This is a genomic window from Paenibacillus shenyangensis (assembly GCF_000346635.1).
In the GTDB taxonomy this organism is placed as follows: Bacteria; Bacillota; Bacilli; order Paenibacillales; family Paenibacillaceae; genus Saccharibacillus; species Saccharibacillus dauci.
The window spans coordinates 16,753-31,359 of record NZ_AOIG01000017.1; the positions used below are offsets into that span (position 1 = coordinate 16,753).

Genomic DNA, 14,607 nt, shown 5'->3' on the forward strand with positions numbered 1-14,607 from the left:
ACTGAAGCATACCGCAGATTGGAATCAATAGACCGAAAATGGGCTGAAACGAATATCTTTATCCCTGAATAGCAAAAATGAACCGGCATTATCGCCAGTTCATTAAAAGGTACAGCTTATTATTGATCTGTCCATCTCTATCCTTATTGGCATCATTCTTCATAAAAGGGTAGCACGACCATATTTTCAACCCGATTATTGTGATTCTCGATCGTCATATGACCTCCATATTTCTCGCATAGACGGGAGATGTTAGTCAGTCCCAATCCATGATAACCATCACCTGGCTTGTTGCTGCTCCAGTCCGTATTCGGTGTACTGGAGTGATTGATAATGTGGATATACAACGTAGATTCATTGGAATGAATCTGGATAGAGATATATCGGTCGTCTGCCAATCGGATGTGCTTGCTCGCTTCGATCGCATTATCCAGCAGATTGCCGAGTACGACGCACAGATCATAGCGTTCGATGCGTACAGTCGGCGAGTGCAGACGCAGCCGGGTATCGATCCGTATGCCATTGGATTGTCCAATACTGAGCGTATTGCTAACAAGAGCATCAATTACCAGATTGCCGGTATTAACGCGATGGTAGGCCTGATCAACCCGGTTCAGCGTCGTCTGAATATGCTCGATCGCCGCTTCCGGCTCCTGGCGACGTATACATTCTTCGATATAAAGCAGATGCTGGTTCGTATCGTGAATAACACGCTTGATATCCTTGAACGTATGCACCGTCTTCTCATAATTGGCATCCTGATAATCCATCTGCTGCTGCAAATAAACATTCTGATTGAGCAGCCGGAACCGCTCCATCAGCATATCGAACATATAAATAACAAATACATTCAGAAACAACAGCCCCAGTACGGACACTACATAATAGCTATTTTTCTGACTGTAGGCAAACAGCACATTGATCTGCCAGATCGAGATCAGCGGTACAATCAGAAATAGCAAATAATAGCGCGGCTGCAACACGATGCTGCGCCGCCGACTGATCAGCCGAATCAGCTGGGAGACCATTAGCATCACCAGGAAACTGAATAGCAGCAGTTTGATCGAGCGATTGTAATGAGTTTGCATCAACTCATAAGGCGTTTCGATCGAATAATTGACCCCACCAAAAAAAAGATAGACACCCATGGAATTGATTATGGTCTGCAGGACTACATAGATAAAAGTAAACACGATTATCGTACCCAGCTGCACTTTGTAAGATAGTGCCATACAGAGAATCATTACTATAGCCAGAATTGAAGAGAGGGTCGACGGCATATTCACCAGATAATACACAAGGTGCAAAATAACAAATCCGATAATATATCCATATCGATTCTGTCGACGGTTCACTTTGCCCAGTACGGCATCAAAGTAAAACTGACCCAAAAACAACGTAGGAATGATAAATAGCAGAACAAGCAGCATATAGCTTATATTCGTCGGCATCTCAGTTCAGCTCCTTGATCATAAAGCGTGTACAGGCGTCCTTGACTTCCTTTACCCGGGAGCGTCCGATTGGCAGCTCCAGTCCATTGGACATCAATACCTGATTGCCGGCGAACTTTTTGGCATGACGCATATTGATAATAACAGAGCGGTGAATTTGCAGAAAATTTTGTTCCTTGAGGGCAGAGGCGTAAGTAGCCAGCACGCCTTTGCTCTCATAGGTATCCTGAGCAGTAATGAAATGTAGTTTGTTTTTGAAAGTCAGACTTTTGACAGCTTCAATCGCGATCAGTTCATCATGCTTGATAACCAGTTCATCATAGCCGGATTTGATCACGAGCAATTTGTGCTCCTGAGACTCCCAGTAGCGATAAAGAGACAGAATTACTTCATCAAATCGCTCAGGCTGCACAGGCTTGATCAGATATTGAAACGTCATCACATCAAAGCTGTCGACCATATATTCCGGATAGCTGGTGAGGAATATAATCTGTTCGTCCATGTGCTGCCATTCCCGCAGCTTGCGCGCCGTCTCGATACCACTGCGACCAGGCATCTCTACATCCAGAATCCAGGCATGAAAAGAAGGCTGTGCCTGTTCGTAATGCTGTAGCAGCAGTTCCCCGGAAGCAAATTCCTCAATGACAAATTCAACACCTGTACGAACCGACAGCGTAGTCAGCAGCTGATGAACCTGCTCACGCTGTTGATCGGAATCATCGCAAATCGCTACTCTATACATAATAGACACCTCCGTTCCGGTATGACTGCTCCAGCTCCAGTGTAGCATGGGAGAGAGCAGCAAACTGCCGATATTGCCGAAAAGCAAAAATCAACCCCTGAACAGCAGCACCAGGAGATACAGGCTCCCTTTATGAATGCAGGGGATATACAAAATCAAAATCATATTTCAATAAAAGCATCAAAAAAAGCCTGCTTCACCGAAGTGAAACAGACTTGATAGATAAGGTATGCGGTCGAGAGGACTCGAACCTCCACGGGGGTAAGCCCACACGGACCTGAACCGTGCGCGTCTGCCAATTCCGCCACGACCGCAAAAAAAATATGTAACTTCCTGATCCTCATGTTGTGTGTTCTAAGATGTCAGACAGGAAGTGGTGAACGAATCACCGTAATTAAGAGTATACGCTTTTTGGAAAGGGGATGCAAGCATTTTTTGAAAATAATATATGCTGATTGGATAGGTTATACTACTGACGCTTTAAAGATTATCCAGTGGCGCTACAAAAGCTTTCTGAAAGAAACAATGGAGCAGACTGTAATCACCTGAAAAAAATAAGGACGCAAGGAGATCCGGAATACAAACCGGTATACAGCAGATCTCATTTTGCGCCCTTGATTTTCTTGCATGTATTACAGTTACTTGTCGGATAATTGCTTCACCATCGTGTCGATCGCATACGATTTGGCGAGCGGCGTATCATTGAAGAAGCTACTGTCTACAATATAGACATGTTCTGACTGAACGGCAGTCAGCTGATTCCAGATCGCACCCTCAGGAGAAGCGGTCATGCGCTTGTTCAGTGCCGCTATTGTATCATCTTCTATACCGGTGGAGATCAACAGATAATCCGGATTCATCGTTTGCAGCTGCTGCAGCGTAATCGGCGAAGACTCACTGCCAGTCGTCATGCCCTGTGGTGTTTTGAGTGCCAGATCCTGATACAGCACTTCACCTACACTGTCTTTGACATTATTGTGCAGAGTCAGCTGATTATCCTGCATACTCAGCGCAGCGATGGTAGAAGTCCCGATAATAGGTGCCAATTTGCTTTTGGCTCCGTTAAATTTTTGTTGGTATGCATTCATAAACTGCTTGGCTGCTGTATCATGGTCCAGGAAAGTGCTGTACATGTACAGCTCGTTACGCCAGTCCAGCGCCGGATCGATATAAGCGGTCGGAGCGATTTTGGTAAGTGCATCGTAAGTGGCACGGTCGCCATTATTGGTAATGATCAGATCCGGTTTCTCGGCAGCGAGAGCATTAAGATCCAGCTCGCCGTTCTGACCTTCAATTACAGTCAGTTTGTCACGCTGCTCCTCACTGGTGTAGGGAGGAAATACATAGTTGCCCGCTGCAGGCTTCGGTGCCAGCGAGATGTCTGCGCCAATTGCATTCATGTAGTCCATCGCGTACTGGCTGGTAACTGCGATGCGTTTGGCAGAGATCGGCACATTGACCGTACCATACGAGTCTCTGACCGGCATTTCCTTAATACCGTTTGGGTTAAAAATATCCGCCCGCGTCTCTTTGGGTTGTCCGCAGGCTGTCAACAAAACGAGGAACAGGGATAGTACCAGTCCTGCTCTGATATAAGCTGTTGAATATTTCAAAATCATCCGCCTCTTTTCCGAGTATGCTTGGATATTGGAATGGTGATGGTGGCAGGTCGGCAATCTACCTGTTATTATAAAATACCCAATAACTTTATTATACCAATAGCAGAGGAACGAAAGTCAACGCATTGACACAACTGTCACCGGCTTGTCACAGAGTGTAGACACAGATGTGAAAATACCCGTTGAATGACTTGAAATTCAAATCAGAAGCCTGGTAAATCTCTGTTTATATTCAAGCAAGTAGACAAGATCATATAGATAGGAAGTACAAATAGAAACGAGAAAATCTCCGATAAAAATGTTGACTGTTTTGCTAATTCATGATACATTAAAAAAGTTGTTGAACAATTACATATTATGGGGCCTTAGCTCAGCTGGGAGAGCGCATCGCTGGCAGCGATGAGGTCAGGGGTTCGATCCCCCTAGGCTCCATTATCAAAAAGTCCGTCAAACACAAGTATTATCAAGTGTTTGGCGGACTTTTTTGATGTATATACTTTTTTGTTCAGGTAGGAAGAGGTAAATCCAAATAAGCTTTTCCATGTAATTGTCTTATTCTGTTATTGCATATTTCGGCTATACCTTACTGCAAAACCTTACATAGTACAGATCTGGCTTACGATTGCTGTTCCTTGCCGTAATTCAGACCCAACTGATAAGCATGCTCAAGCAGCCGATCATAATGTTCGGGCGGGGAACCCAGTGTCTCATATAACAGCTCCACTGTGGAGTTGGTCACACCGCAATAATCGGCAATACCCACATTCAGCAAATGCGAGATCATTTGATCGTAATTCCGCTTTTTCATCTGTTGTTCCGTGATGCCTGATAGCCCGATCCACAATACCTGTTGGTGATGAAGATGATTCGCACCGTATGCAAATCCGTTGTTCCATACCCGGTCAATATAACCTTTGAGCATGGCTGGCAGACTCCACCACCAGACCGGGAAAATAAATGCCAATGCATCATGTTCCTTCATTCGTGCCATTTCCTTTTCAATCTCCGGGCTAAAGCTTTGCTCTTCGAGGGATGGATTTGGTTCATCCATCCCCTGGAGTACAGGATCAAAACCGATTCGGTGCAGATCCAGTATCTCATATTCATGCCCGGCAGCAGCCAGTCCCTGTACAAAACGATCGGCAACTGCAAAGGTCAGGGAATCCTGTCTTGGATGCGAGACGACAGTTAATACTTTCATGGTATCTTTCACTACCTTTCTCCTGTTTGATCTTTCTCCTAATGGATGACTGATGCTATTATAAACAGGAACCCAAAAACCTGGAAGTACGCACTTTGATGTCACATAGGATCGTTCAGGTGCCCTGGGAACATAGAGGTTCCCGAAATAACGATTGCTCCAAACCTGTCTGAAAATGAATGGAAGCCTATCAAGCAAGGCTTTTCCAGTATCATAGCCTGCTCATGGAGGGATAACAGATGGAAGAAGAAAATAAAAATAGCACTGAAAAAAAATATAGAGTAGGTGTGGAAGCGGCTCTGGAAGTAATGGGAGGCAAATGGAAGCCTCTGATGATTTATCATCTAATGACCGGACGGAAACGGCCTTCGGAGTTTCGGCGATTAATACCCGACATTACCCAGAAAATGCTGACTACACAGCTGCGCAGTCTGGAAAAGGATGAGATCATCACACGGCAGGCGTATACAGAAATTCCGCTTCGGGTAGAGTATGAGCTGACGCCGTACGGCTGGGGACTCAAACCCGCACTGGATCTGCTATGTTACTGGGGTGAAGAGCATCTGGACAAAGTATACGGCGATAGATCTGCGGTGCTTGAAGAATTTTAAGGTAGTATATAGAAGAATTATACTTATATACTTGAACAAGATGGAGTTGTACCAAACATCGTAGCGTCAAAGGACAATCCTTTTATATTCAGATAAAGTCTCGCTGCATACAGATCTCCTCCAGCCTGTTAGTCCCATTACCAGTATAAACACACTGTGGTTGCTCTTCGGCAGAACTCCTACAATAAGAATTGTTCACGACGTACAACAATTCATCCGCTAGGCGGAAAAGGAGCGAATAGATGAAAACACGTAAACTGGGTAATCAGGGATTGGAAGTATTTGCACTGGGACTGGGAACAATGATGATGCCAGATAATGAGGAGTCTATTCATACCCTCCAGGGAGCAATCGATCTGGGAGTGAGCATGCTGGATACAGCAGATATTTACGGTGGATTTGAGCGCGGACGTTACGGAGAAAATGAAAAGCTGGTAGGACGCGCACTGCGTGGACGACGCGATCAGGTCATAGTTGCCACCAAATTCGGTATTACATATAGCGGTGAGAAGCCCAAGGGCGATGCTGCCTATGTACGCAAATCCGTCGATGCCAGTCTCTATAGTCTGGGACTCGATTATATTGATTTGTATTATCAGCACCGTCCGGATATAACCGTGCCGATCGAAGAAACCATAGGCACGATGGCTGATCTGGTCAAAGAAGGCAAGATTCGCTATATTGGCTTGTCCGAAGCTTCACCCGAACGAATTCGCCGTGCCCATGCCGTCCATCCGCTGACTGCGATCGAATCAGAGTATTCCCTTTGGAGCCGTGAGACCGAAGACGAGATCCTGCCGCTGACCAAGGAACTGGGTATCGGTTATGTAGCATTCAGTCCGCTTGGACGCGGATTTCTGACGGGTCAGATCAAGAGCTTTGACGATCTGCCGGCTGATGATTATCGCCGCATGTATCCACGCTTCCAGGGAGAGAATTTCAATAAGAATCTGGAAGTGGTCTCATTGATCGAAGAGATGGCTGCGCGCAAGGAATGTACTCCGTCCCAACTGGCTCTTGCCTGGCTGCTGTCGCAGGGAGAACAGATTGTACCGATTCCGGGAACCAAGCATCTGGATCGGGTCCGTCAGAATCTGGGCGCACTGGATGTACAGCTGTCTGCAGATGATCTGGCAGAGATCGAACGAATCTCTCCGCAGGGAATAGCTGCAGGTCAACGTTTTACCGAATTTGAACTGAATTGGGTAGAATAATTCTGTTAGTGGAATCGGCGCATTTCAGTTAAGCTAGTATATGTGCATGAACGTACTCTTTTAGGCTGAGGATTTAAATTATAAATAAAGTATGAATTTACTTATAAGAAGACACCTTCCACCTAGTATATAAGGGAGGGTGTCTTCTGTTATAGGTATGTATCTGGAAGGGAGAAGCGGAATAGAAATAAAGCGAATTAAAGATATAATAATAGTGAATTCAAAGTAAAAATCATTTTTTGTAAAAGACCAAAAGAAAGCGCTTGCCAAATTGCAAAGTAGGTGTTATTCTAACTTTGGGATTGTTACTGAAAAGGCAAAACCCAGTGCATGTACAGCTTGTTATGAGCTGTCCACATGTGTTGGGTTTTGCCTTTTTCTGTATCCTGGTGAAGCTGTACGATCAGGGAGGTATTCCATCATCACTATGGATAATTTCCTGATATCCAAAAGGGTAGGGTGACAGATTCATCCCGTATACACCTGTGGGATCAAAGGAGGGCAGACTGGATGATTATCCGGAAAATTTTTAACAATAATGCCATTATAGCCAGCGATCCCGGTAAACAGGAGTTTGTCGTAATGGGTCGTGGAATCGCTTTCAAAAAAAGTGCTGGCGAACCGGTAGATCAGAGTTTGATCGAGAAAATCTTTGTACTGCAGCAGACGGAAGCATCGGAGAGGTTCAAGGTGCTGCTCGAAGATATACCGCCCGAATACGTATCGGTCTGCTACGATATCATCGAGTATGGCAAGAATAATCTGAATGTCACATTGAGCGATTATATCTACGTCACGCTCACCGACCATCTGAACAATGCGTTCAAGCTGCATGATGAAGGGATACGCAATCCGAACCCGCTCAGCTGGGAGATCCGCAAGTTTTATCCCAAGGAATATGGTATTGGTGTCAAAGCGCTGGAATTTATCGAATCCACGCTGAAGCGCAAGCTGCCTGAAGATGAAGCGGCGAATATTGCACTTCATCTCGTCAATGCCGAGCTGAACGGCTCCAGCAGCCGTATGGCAGATGTGTCGGCACAGGCGGAGAAAATTCAGGACATCCTGAATATTATCAAATATACCTACCGCCTGGAGCTTGATGAACAGTCAATTAGCTATGAACGCTTTATCACGCATCTCAAGTTTTTCTTTCAACGATTGGCCCAGCCGCACAGGCAGGTGCTGGAAGATGATTTTCTGCTCCGACAGGTCAGAACCAAGTACAAAAAAGCCTATAATTGTATGCTCAAAATCGAGAAATACCTGAGCACAGAACTGTCGGATGAAGAGAAATTATACCTCACGATCCATGTCCACCGGGTCACAAGCGATACAACTTCATAAAAATATTGGATTGTTACTGGTAATGCAGGCGAAACCAAGATCAGATCGTGCAGGAGTTATGCTGCTGCAGACGGTGTGACTGGTTTCGCCTTTTTTGATAGATATGAGGCTCTATTCGGATACCCCATAAAGGAGGAAGAACGATGAAATACGAACAGCTGGCAAAAGATATTATTCAAAACGTTGGTGGCAGGGAAAATGTAAACAGTCTGGCGCACTGTGTAACACGCCTTCGTTTCAAATTAAAGGACGAGAGTAAAGCCAATACCGATGTACTGAAAAATATGGATGGTGTAGTGACGGTCATCCAGAGCGGTGGACAGTATCAGGTCGTTATCGGCAACCATGTATCCGAAGTCTATGCGGATGTGAATACTGTCGCTGGATTTAGCGGCGACTCCTCTGCAGCCAGTGATGACTCCGGACAGAAGGTAAGTCTGTTCAACCGATTTATCGATATGATCTCCGGTGTATTCGCACCTACACTGGGTGTGCTGGCAGCGACTGGTATGATCAAGGGTCTGACCGCATTGTTCCTGTCACTCGGCTGGCTGGTCAAAGAGTCCGGCACCTATATTATCCTGAATGCGATAGGTGACTGTCTGTTCTACTTCTTCCCGATCTTCCTCGGCTATACGGCTGCCAAGAAATTCAACGCCAATATATTTATCGGGATGGCGATTGGTGCAGCGCTCGTATATCCGACGCTGTCAGAGGTAGGAAAAGGCACACCGCTGTATACATTGTTCGGTGGAACACCATTTGAATCACCGGTGCATATTACATTCCTCGGTCTTCCGGTTATTCTGATGACGTATTCATCGAGTGTTATTCCGATTATCGTATCGGCTTATGTAGGTTCCAAATTCGAGAACTTCTTTAAACGAGTTATTCCTAGTGTAGTACGTACATTCATGGTGCCATTTTGTACCCTGTTGATTACAATTCCACTGGCATTTCTGATTATTGGTCCGGTAGCTACCTGGGCAGGACAGCTTGTAGGTGCAGCGATTCTGGGCGTGTTTAACCTGAGTCCGATCATTGCAGGTCTGCTGTTGGGTGCATTCTGGCAGGTATTCGTTATCTTTGGTCTTCACTGGGGCTTTGTGCCAATCGCGATGAACAACCTGAGCAATCTGGGTTCGGATCCGATTCTGGCTGGTATGTTTGGTGCTTCTTTTGCACAGACAGGGGTCGTTCTGGCAATACTGATCAAAGCCAAAAGTACCAAACTCAAATCGTTGTCTATTCCAGCCTTTATCTCCGGGATCTTCGGCGTTACCGAACCGGCGATTTACGGAATCACCCTTCCGCGCAAAAAGCCGTTTATTCTCAGCTGTATTGGTGGCGCTGTCGGCGGCGCAATTATCGGAGCCATGGGAACCAAAGCATATATTGTCGGCGGCCTGGGTGTATTCGGTATCCCGTCCTACATCGGACCTAATGGAATTGATAGTGGATTCTACGGCGCCATTATCGGTATGATTGTCAGCTTTATTGTTGGTTTTGTACTGATGTTCTTCACTCGTCTGCAGGAAGATGAAGCACCAGGTACAGGCACCAAGGAAAAGACAAGCGCAGATGCTGCCGTGAAGCAGGAGACAGTATTCAGCCCGCTGAAAGGCGAGGTGATCTCGCTGACACAAGTAAAAGATGAAGCGTTCTCTACCGGTGCTCTTGGTAAAGGAATTGCTATTGAACCGATTGAAGGTAAAGTATATTCTCCGGTAGACGGCGTACTGACTTCGCTGTTCTCCTCGGGACATGCAATTGGGATTACCAGTAACAACGGTGTAGATATTCTGATCCACGTAGGACAGGATACCGTCAAGCTCAAAGGCAAGCATTTTACTCCAAAAGTGAAACAGGGCGATACAGTTAAAAAAGGTGATCTGCTGATGGAGTTTGATGTGGCTGCGATCAAAGAAGCCGGCTATGTGTTGACTACTCCGGTAATCATCTCGAACTCCGGCAACTATCTGGATGTTATCGAGACCGACAAGAAAAAGATCGGCTATCAGGAAGATCTGCTGACGGTTGTGATCTGATGTCTTGATCTAAAATAAAGACTAGAATCACAGCTGGCTCAAAATAAAATAAAAAATAGCAAAAAAGCTTCTACAGCGGGCACCGGGAGGTGTAGCAAGTAGAAGCTTTTTTGCCTGTCATAGAGTGAATAGAGACAGACTGCAGAAAAATATGCAGACACAATAACCAGCTGTTTGTTGCAAGGAATAAAATCTATTATGTACATATTAATGACCTGCTCTTATCCAATGATCTGATTAACATCGATTATTCAACCCATAAGGCAATATACACAAATCCAATAATCGAAAAGACCGGAATGATAATAGCCAGTATATATAGCCAGCGTATGAGCGGTATACTCAAATACGTTTTGATCCGTTCCCAATCGGTTACCGTATAATCTTCACTGACTAATGAGCTTTGCTCCTGTTTTTGCAGATCATCTATAAGATAGGTTAGAATACGTTGTTGTTCCTCAGGATCTCGCTTGTTTAATTCCTTATGTAGTTGCTGTTGCAGGCTGGCTAGATGGGAATGATTCACTTTATTACCTCCTTGAATAAAAGTCTTCAGATAATAACTATAAAATAGATTGGAAGAAAATTCTATTTATCGGCTTTTTTTTCTTTTCGACAATTCATTATAGTATTCGTCAAAGTTCTGAATAATTAACATTTGCCAAACAAACCATTATGATCCCGTTAACAAATGAGCTTTACCATGTAGTAGTACATACGGGCTGAGCATGCTGCTATCGAGTAGATGCGCCCATTACGGATGATGTGCTGACCGATTGCAGGTCTGCATATGATTTGGCATGTAACGCTGCAGGAAATATGAGGAGGATTATCGGGAGTATGAAGAGTCAAAAAAACAAAATTATCGGGTTATCTCTATCTTTGTCCGTACTGGCTGGTTCACTGGGCGGTACATATGCGCAAGCTGCCGATCTGCCTTCCAATGTAACACCACCCAAGCCGACATGGGGTTATTTTGTCGATAATTACAAAAACAATACAAGTGATAATATGTCGGTTACATCCAATCCGGCGATCGGCGTATTGTCTGAATTCAATAAAATGTGGAAACCAGGTACAACCTGGGATTCCGGTACCAAGCTGAACAGCGAGCTGCTGGATATGAATATCCAGAAAGTGATTAATACGGCCAAGAAGCGTACCGCAGCACAAGAAGAAGCTGCCTACCTTGATGATCGCCGCAATCAGAGCTACAGTGTGATCGAAGGTCTCGGTGCGCTGACCGATATTTACCGCAAGCAAGCGGGAGCAACGACGACCATTACGGAAGTACAAGCTGATGCGACCACCAAAAAGTATGACGATGAAGGCACCAATTCCGGTGATCCAAACTCCAGCCTTGGCAGTATGGTGACACTGGTCAATACGCTGCGCGGCAGTTACTCTTCGACCAATCCGGCGAAAGGCTTCTATAACTACAAGCGTCCATTCCGCTGGAGTCCGGAGGCGACGGTGCTGCCTACTCTGGTACCGGCGATCAAAGCGGATCCGACTACCGATGGCGGCTATCCGAGCGGTCATACCAATGCCGCTTATTTGACTGCCTTTGCCATGGCTTATGCCGTGCCGGAACGCTATCAGGAACTGCTAACCCGAGCTTCCGAGCTGGGTAACAACCGTGCAGTATCGGGTATGCACTCGTACTTTGACGTAATGGGTGGACGGGTCATGGCAACGGCATTGTCTGCATCCATTCTGAATGATCCGGCGAACAAAGAGATCAAACAGGCTGCCTATGAGCAAGCCCAGTCCAAGCTGCTGACCCAGACAGGTACAGCCAAGGATCGCTTCAATGATTATAAAACCAACAAAAAAGAGTATACAGAGCGTCTGACTTATGGATTCCCGCAAGCCTATGCCAAAGACAAGCCGGTTCTCGTACCGAAGGGAGCCGAAGTACTGCTGGAGACACGGCAGCCTTATCTGGATGCAGGTCAGCGCCGCTGGGTGCTGGCAACAACAGGCATTCCGTCCGGGTATCCGGTGCTGGATGATGCCGAAGGCTGGGGTCGCTTGAATCTGTTTGCAGCTGCTGACGGTTATGGGGCATTCGTTAACAATGTAACGGTGAATATGGATGCTGCCAAAGGTGGATTCAACAAAGAAGATACCTGGCGTAATGATATTGCCGGTAAAGGCGGTCTGACTAAAAAAGGGACCGGTACACTGAATCTGGATGGCAAAAATACGTATACTGGCAAAACCCGAATTGTACAGGGGACACTGGAAGGTGGCAGTACAACTGCATTTGGCCGCGGCGATGTATCCAATGAAGGGGGTACGCTGGTAGAGAATGCGATCGGCAAAGTGAAGATCGGCGGCGACTACAAGCAGTCTTCCAAAGGTACACTGACGCTGACTATTGGTAGCAAAAAGGATGTACTGGATATCGACGGAACTGCAGTCTATGCTGGCAAGCTGCAGCTGAATTTTGTGGATAGCTATGTACCGAAAAATAACAGTACGATCATCGTTAGCGACAAATCTCCAAAACACGGCAAGTTCACTTCTGTACAAGCCGCAGGTCTGCCAGCAGGTTATACAGTGAAAGCTGTATATACGAATAAAAGTGTGAAGCTACAGGTGAAAAAGAAATAATACGAGTTACCATATATTCAGCTAGACACCAAATCCGCCAATCATGTGTATTCATGCTGGCGGATTTTTATTTGCTTAATTGGTTATTCCAGCTATTGAATGTGAAAAACACTTATGATCGCTTGGCTTGATCAGGGTGCTTTTTGTATAGAGGGAATCGGCATCATAGAGCATAGAACGCCCAACGGACAGGATAAAAAGTTATCCGCATTGATATGAATATGATACAATTACAGCATTTACAGCTGCATGTTGATAGCGAAAGGAAGAAGCCGATGAGTCTTCATCAACTTACATACACACTGCAAAGTGGAGAAGTTACTTATACCAACGAAGCGATTAACGCTTCGGTTATTGTTGATCTGATTACGGAGCTGAATGATTATATCGTCTTAAACCCATCCATTCCTTTGGAGAACAGTATTTATTTGCAGGCTGCCTGCATAGGTAGCGAGCAGGATCTGGTTATGGAGACCCGGTTGCAGTATGAGGAAGGACGGTTCAGACATTACAGCCGCATCACAGGCGACCGTACGGAAATGATACAGATATTTCTGGCTTACTGGGGACAGCAGCAGCTGCCGGATTTGAGTGATTGGCAGGATATTACCGACGAGTTCTGAGCCTTTTTTACGATAAAGCAATAAAAGATGTAGATGTCTATACGTGTTAGTCCAAGATCTGTATTACCCAAGTCAGACCTATTTAAAAGGAGGAATCATGCTTCATCGGTATACAGATACTCACTTATTACTGTATTACAATGACAGTCTGCTGATGATATCTGCCAGACCCCAAGGATACGAATCCTATGATGAGCTGAGCGAGTATACGCAGGTATTCATGGTATCAGGGCCGGAGGAACTGGAGTCGTTTGATCCAGCAGGCGATCATAGCGATAATCATGATCCCCATGGTCAGTATGTGATTGACTACGGTTATCATGATCATTTGCTGGAACAGATTAATGGGCTGCTTCGACCGGAGAGAGAGCAGCGTACCATACCATATACTGTCGCCAACCATCACCTGATGAATACGCTGGTGAAAAACTATACACGAGTCGTCTATACAGAAGGACCGATTAGTACTGCGAATGCAGATATAACAGAGATGATTCTGCTGCCCGAGGATGAGCTGCCTGCGGAGATGACCGCATTGGCACAGTATTTTACCGCCCATGGCATGTGGCTTGGGGCACTTTCGCGTCTGCAGATCCAGGCAGGCAGTCCGAAGACGCAGCATATGCTGCGAACAGAAGTACTGCCTCATTTTGAGAACAAAAAGCAATCTGCTAGTAATGGAGATATACAGACTTTCTATATGTACCGACTGCGTGCGCAGTCCAGAGAACTGTTCGAGCGTACCCATACGGGGGCGCTGTCTATTATCCACGATCTGTATCGCCATCATGATACCGAGGAGTGGTTCCGTCCTGGTGTACAGGATACCGAGGAATATTTGATACATACCGAGCATTTGGAGAGTGATATGGATTCTGAGCTGGATCATTTGAGGGAATGGATAAAAGACAGTTATCTGGCATATGGACAGCATTATCTGGTCATGCCGTTAGGCTGGATGCTGGATGATTCGCTGCTGCATTCGGTGGCTTTGCGATTTTTTGCAGGTATCGCGCCAGCGATCCGATTGCGGGTAGAGAGTGGAACAGGACGGATTATTCTGATCGAATTGTGTGCAGACGAACCGGCGCATTCTGTATATTTTGTGGGGGAATCCAGATAGAGACAACTG

Annotated in this window: 12 protein-coding genes and 2 tRNA genes; 8 read left to right on the forward strand and 6 right to left on the reverse strand. The window is 45.7% G+C overall.

Features of this window, described 5'->3' with window-relative positions; translation table 11 throughout:
• Positions 1-152 precede the first annotated feature (152 nt).
• The 4 genes from H065_RS0114300 to H065_RS0114315 form a co-directional block, all read right to left on the reverse strand.
• On the reverse strand, positions 153-1,451 hold the full coding sequence (locus H065_RS0114300; protein WP_017813763.1) for an ATP-binding protein: 1,299 nt from the start codon (positions 1,449-1,451) through the stop codon (positions 153-155).
• A 1-nt stretch (position 1,452) separates the two neighbouring features.
• Positions 1,453-2,193 (reverse strand): LytR/AlgR family response regulator transcription factor, encoded by a 741-nt coding sequence (locus tag H065_RS0114305; protein ID WP_026136236.1) that lies wholly within the window; start codon positions 2,191-2,193, stop codon positions 1,453-1,455.
• A gap of 230 nt (positions 2,194-2,423) precedes the next feature.
• Positions 2,424-2,507: transfer RNA gene (locus H065_RS0114310), tRNA-Leu, on the reverse strand.
• Positions 2,508-2,831: 324 nt separating this feature from the next.
• Positions 2,832-3,806, reverse strand: a complete 975-nt coding sequence (locus H065_RS0114315; protein ID WP_017813765.1) for an ABC transporter substrate-binding protein — start codon at positions 3,804-3,806, stop codon at positions 2,832-2,834.
• Between the two features lie 365 nt (positions 3,807-4,171).
• Between H065_RS0114315 and H065_RS0114320 the strand changes: the two genes are divergently transcribed.
• Positions 4,172-4,244, forward strand: a tRNA-Ala gene (locus H065_RS0114320).
• A gap of 184 nt (positions 4,245-4,428) precedes the next feature.
• Here the strand turns inward: H065_RS0114320 and H065_RS0114325 are convergent.
• A complete protein-coding gene (locus H065_RS0114325) occupies positions 4,429-5,013 on the reverse strand; it encodes an NAD(P)H oxidoreductase (RefSeq protein ID WP_026136237.1) in 585 nt (194 codons plus the stop codon).
• Positions 5,014-5,252: 239 nt separating this feature from the next.
• On the opposite strand from H065_RS0114325, the gene H065_RS0114330 reads away from it, so the two are divergent.
• The 4 genes from H065_RS0114330 (at position 5,253) to H065_RS0114345 (ending at position 10,233) form a co-directional block, all read left to right on the forward strand.
• The gene (locus tag H065_RS0114330) at positions 5,253-5,624 is read left to right on the forward strand and encodes a winged helix-turn-helix transcriptional regulator (RefSeq protein ID WP_017813767.1); all 372 of its coding nucleotides are present in this window, start codon (positions 5,253-5,255) and stop codon (positions 5,622-5,624) included.
• 242 nt (positions 5,625-5,866) lie between these two features.
• Entirely contained in the window at positions 5,867-6,838 is a 972-nt protein-coding gene (locus tag H065_RS0114335) for an aldo/keto reductase (protein ID WP_017813768.1), read from the forward strand.
• A 510-nt stretch (positions 6,839-7,348) separates the two neighbouring features.
• Entirely contained in the window at positions 7,349-8,185 is an 837-nt protein-coding gene (licT, locus tag H065_RS0114340; protein ID WP_017813769.1) for a BglG family transcription antiterminator LicT, read from the forward strand.
• A gap of 143 nt (positions 8,186-8,328) precedes the next feature.
• Positions 8,329-10,233 (forward strand): beta-glucoside-specific PTS transporter subunit IIABC, encoded by a 1,905-nt coding sequence (locus H065_RS0114345; RefSeq protein ID WP_017813770.1) that lies wholly within the window; start codon positions 8,329-8,331, stop codon positions 10,231-10,233.
• 247 nt (positions 10,234-10,480) lie between these two features.
• On the opposite strand, the gene H065_RS0114350 is transcribed toward H065_RS0114345, so the two are convergent.
• A complete protein-coding gene (locus H065_RS0114350; RefSeq protein ID WP_017813771.1) occupies positions 10,481-10,759 on the reverse strand; it encodes a hypothetical protein in 279 nt (92 codons plus the stop codon).
• A gap of 314 nt (positions 10,760-11,073) precedes the next feature.
• On the opposite strand from H065_RS0114350, the gene H065_RS0114355 reads away from it, so the two are divergent.
• The 3 genes from H065_RS0114355 to H065_RS0114365 all read left to right on the forward strand — a co-directional run bounded on the left by H065_RS0114355 (position 11,074) and on the right by H065_RS0114365 (position 14,598).
• Entirely contained in the window at positions 11,074-12,852 is a 1,779-nt protein-coding gene (locus H065_RS0114355; protein ID WP_017813772.1) for an acid phosphatase, read from the forward strand.
• Positions 12,853-13,127: 275 nt separating this feature from the next.
• A complete protein-coding gene (locus H065_RS0114360) occupies positions 13,128-13,475 on the forward strand; it encodes a hypothetical protein (RefSeq protein ID WP_017813773.1) in 348 nt (115 codons plus the stop codon).
• A gap of 97 nt (positions 13,476-13,572) precedes the next feature.
• Complete coding sequence (locus H065_RS0114365; RefSeq protein ID WP_017813774.1) at positions 13,573-14,598, forward strand: hypothetical protein; 1,026 nt, start codon at positions 13,573-13,575, stop codon at positions 14,596-14,598.
• Positions 14,599-14,607: the final 9 nt, after the last annotated feature.

What these genes read in the sequence shown, in the direction of transcription:
- H065_RS0114335 (WP_017813768.1), top strand. Translation starts at nt 5,867, where the DNA reads ATGAAAACACGTAAACTGGGTAATCAGGGATTGGAAGTATTTGCACTG.
- H065_RS0114360 (WP_017813773.1), top strand. Translation starts at nt 13,128, where the DNA reads ATGAGTCTTCATCAACTTACATACACACTGCAAAGTGGAGAAGTTACT.
- H065_RS0114305 (WP_026136236.1), bottom strand. Translation starts at nt 2,193, where the DNA reads ATGTATAGAGTAGCGATTTGCGATGATTCCGATCAACAGCGTGAGCAG.
- H065_RS0114345 (WP_017813770.1), top strand. Translation starts at nt 8,329, where the DNA reads ATGAAATACGAACAGCTGGCAAAAGATATTATTCAAAACGTTGGTGGC.
- H065_RS0114325 (WP_026136237.1), bottom strand. Translation starts at nt 5,013, where the DNA reads ATGAAAGTATTAACTGTCGTCTCGCATCCAAGACAGGATTCCCTGACC.
- H065_RS0114330 (WP_017813767.1), top strand. Translation starts at nt 5,253, where the DNA reads ATGGAAGAAGAAAATAAAAATAGCACTGAAAAAAAATATAGAGTAGGT.
- licT (WP_017813769.1), top strand. Translation starts at nt 7,349, where the DNA reads ATGATTATCCGGAAAATTTTTAACAATAATGCCATTATAGCCAGCGAT.
- H065_RS0114365 (WP_017813774.1), top strand. Translation starts at nt 13,573, where the DNA reads ATGCTTCATCGGTATACAGATACTCACTTATTACTGTATTACAATGAC.
- H065_RS0114355 (WP_017813772.1), top strand. Translation starts at nt 11,074, where the DNA reads ATGAAGAGTCAAAAAAACAAAATTATCGGGTTATCTCTATCTTTGTCC.
- H065_RS0114300 (WP_017813763.1), bottom strand. Translation starts at nt 1,451, where the DNA reads ATGCCGACGAATATAAGCTATATGCTGCTTGTTCTGCTATTTATCATT.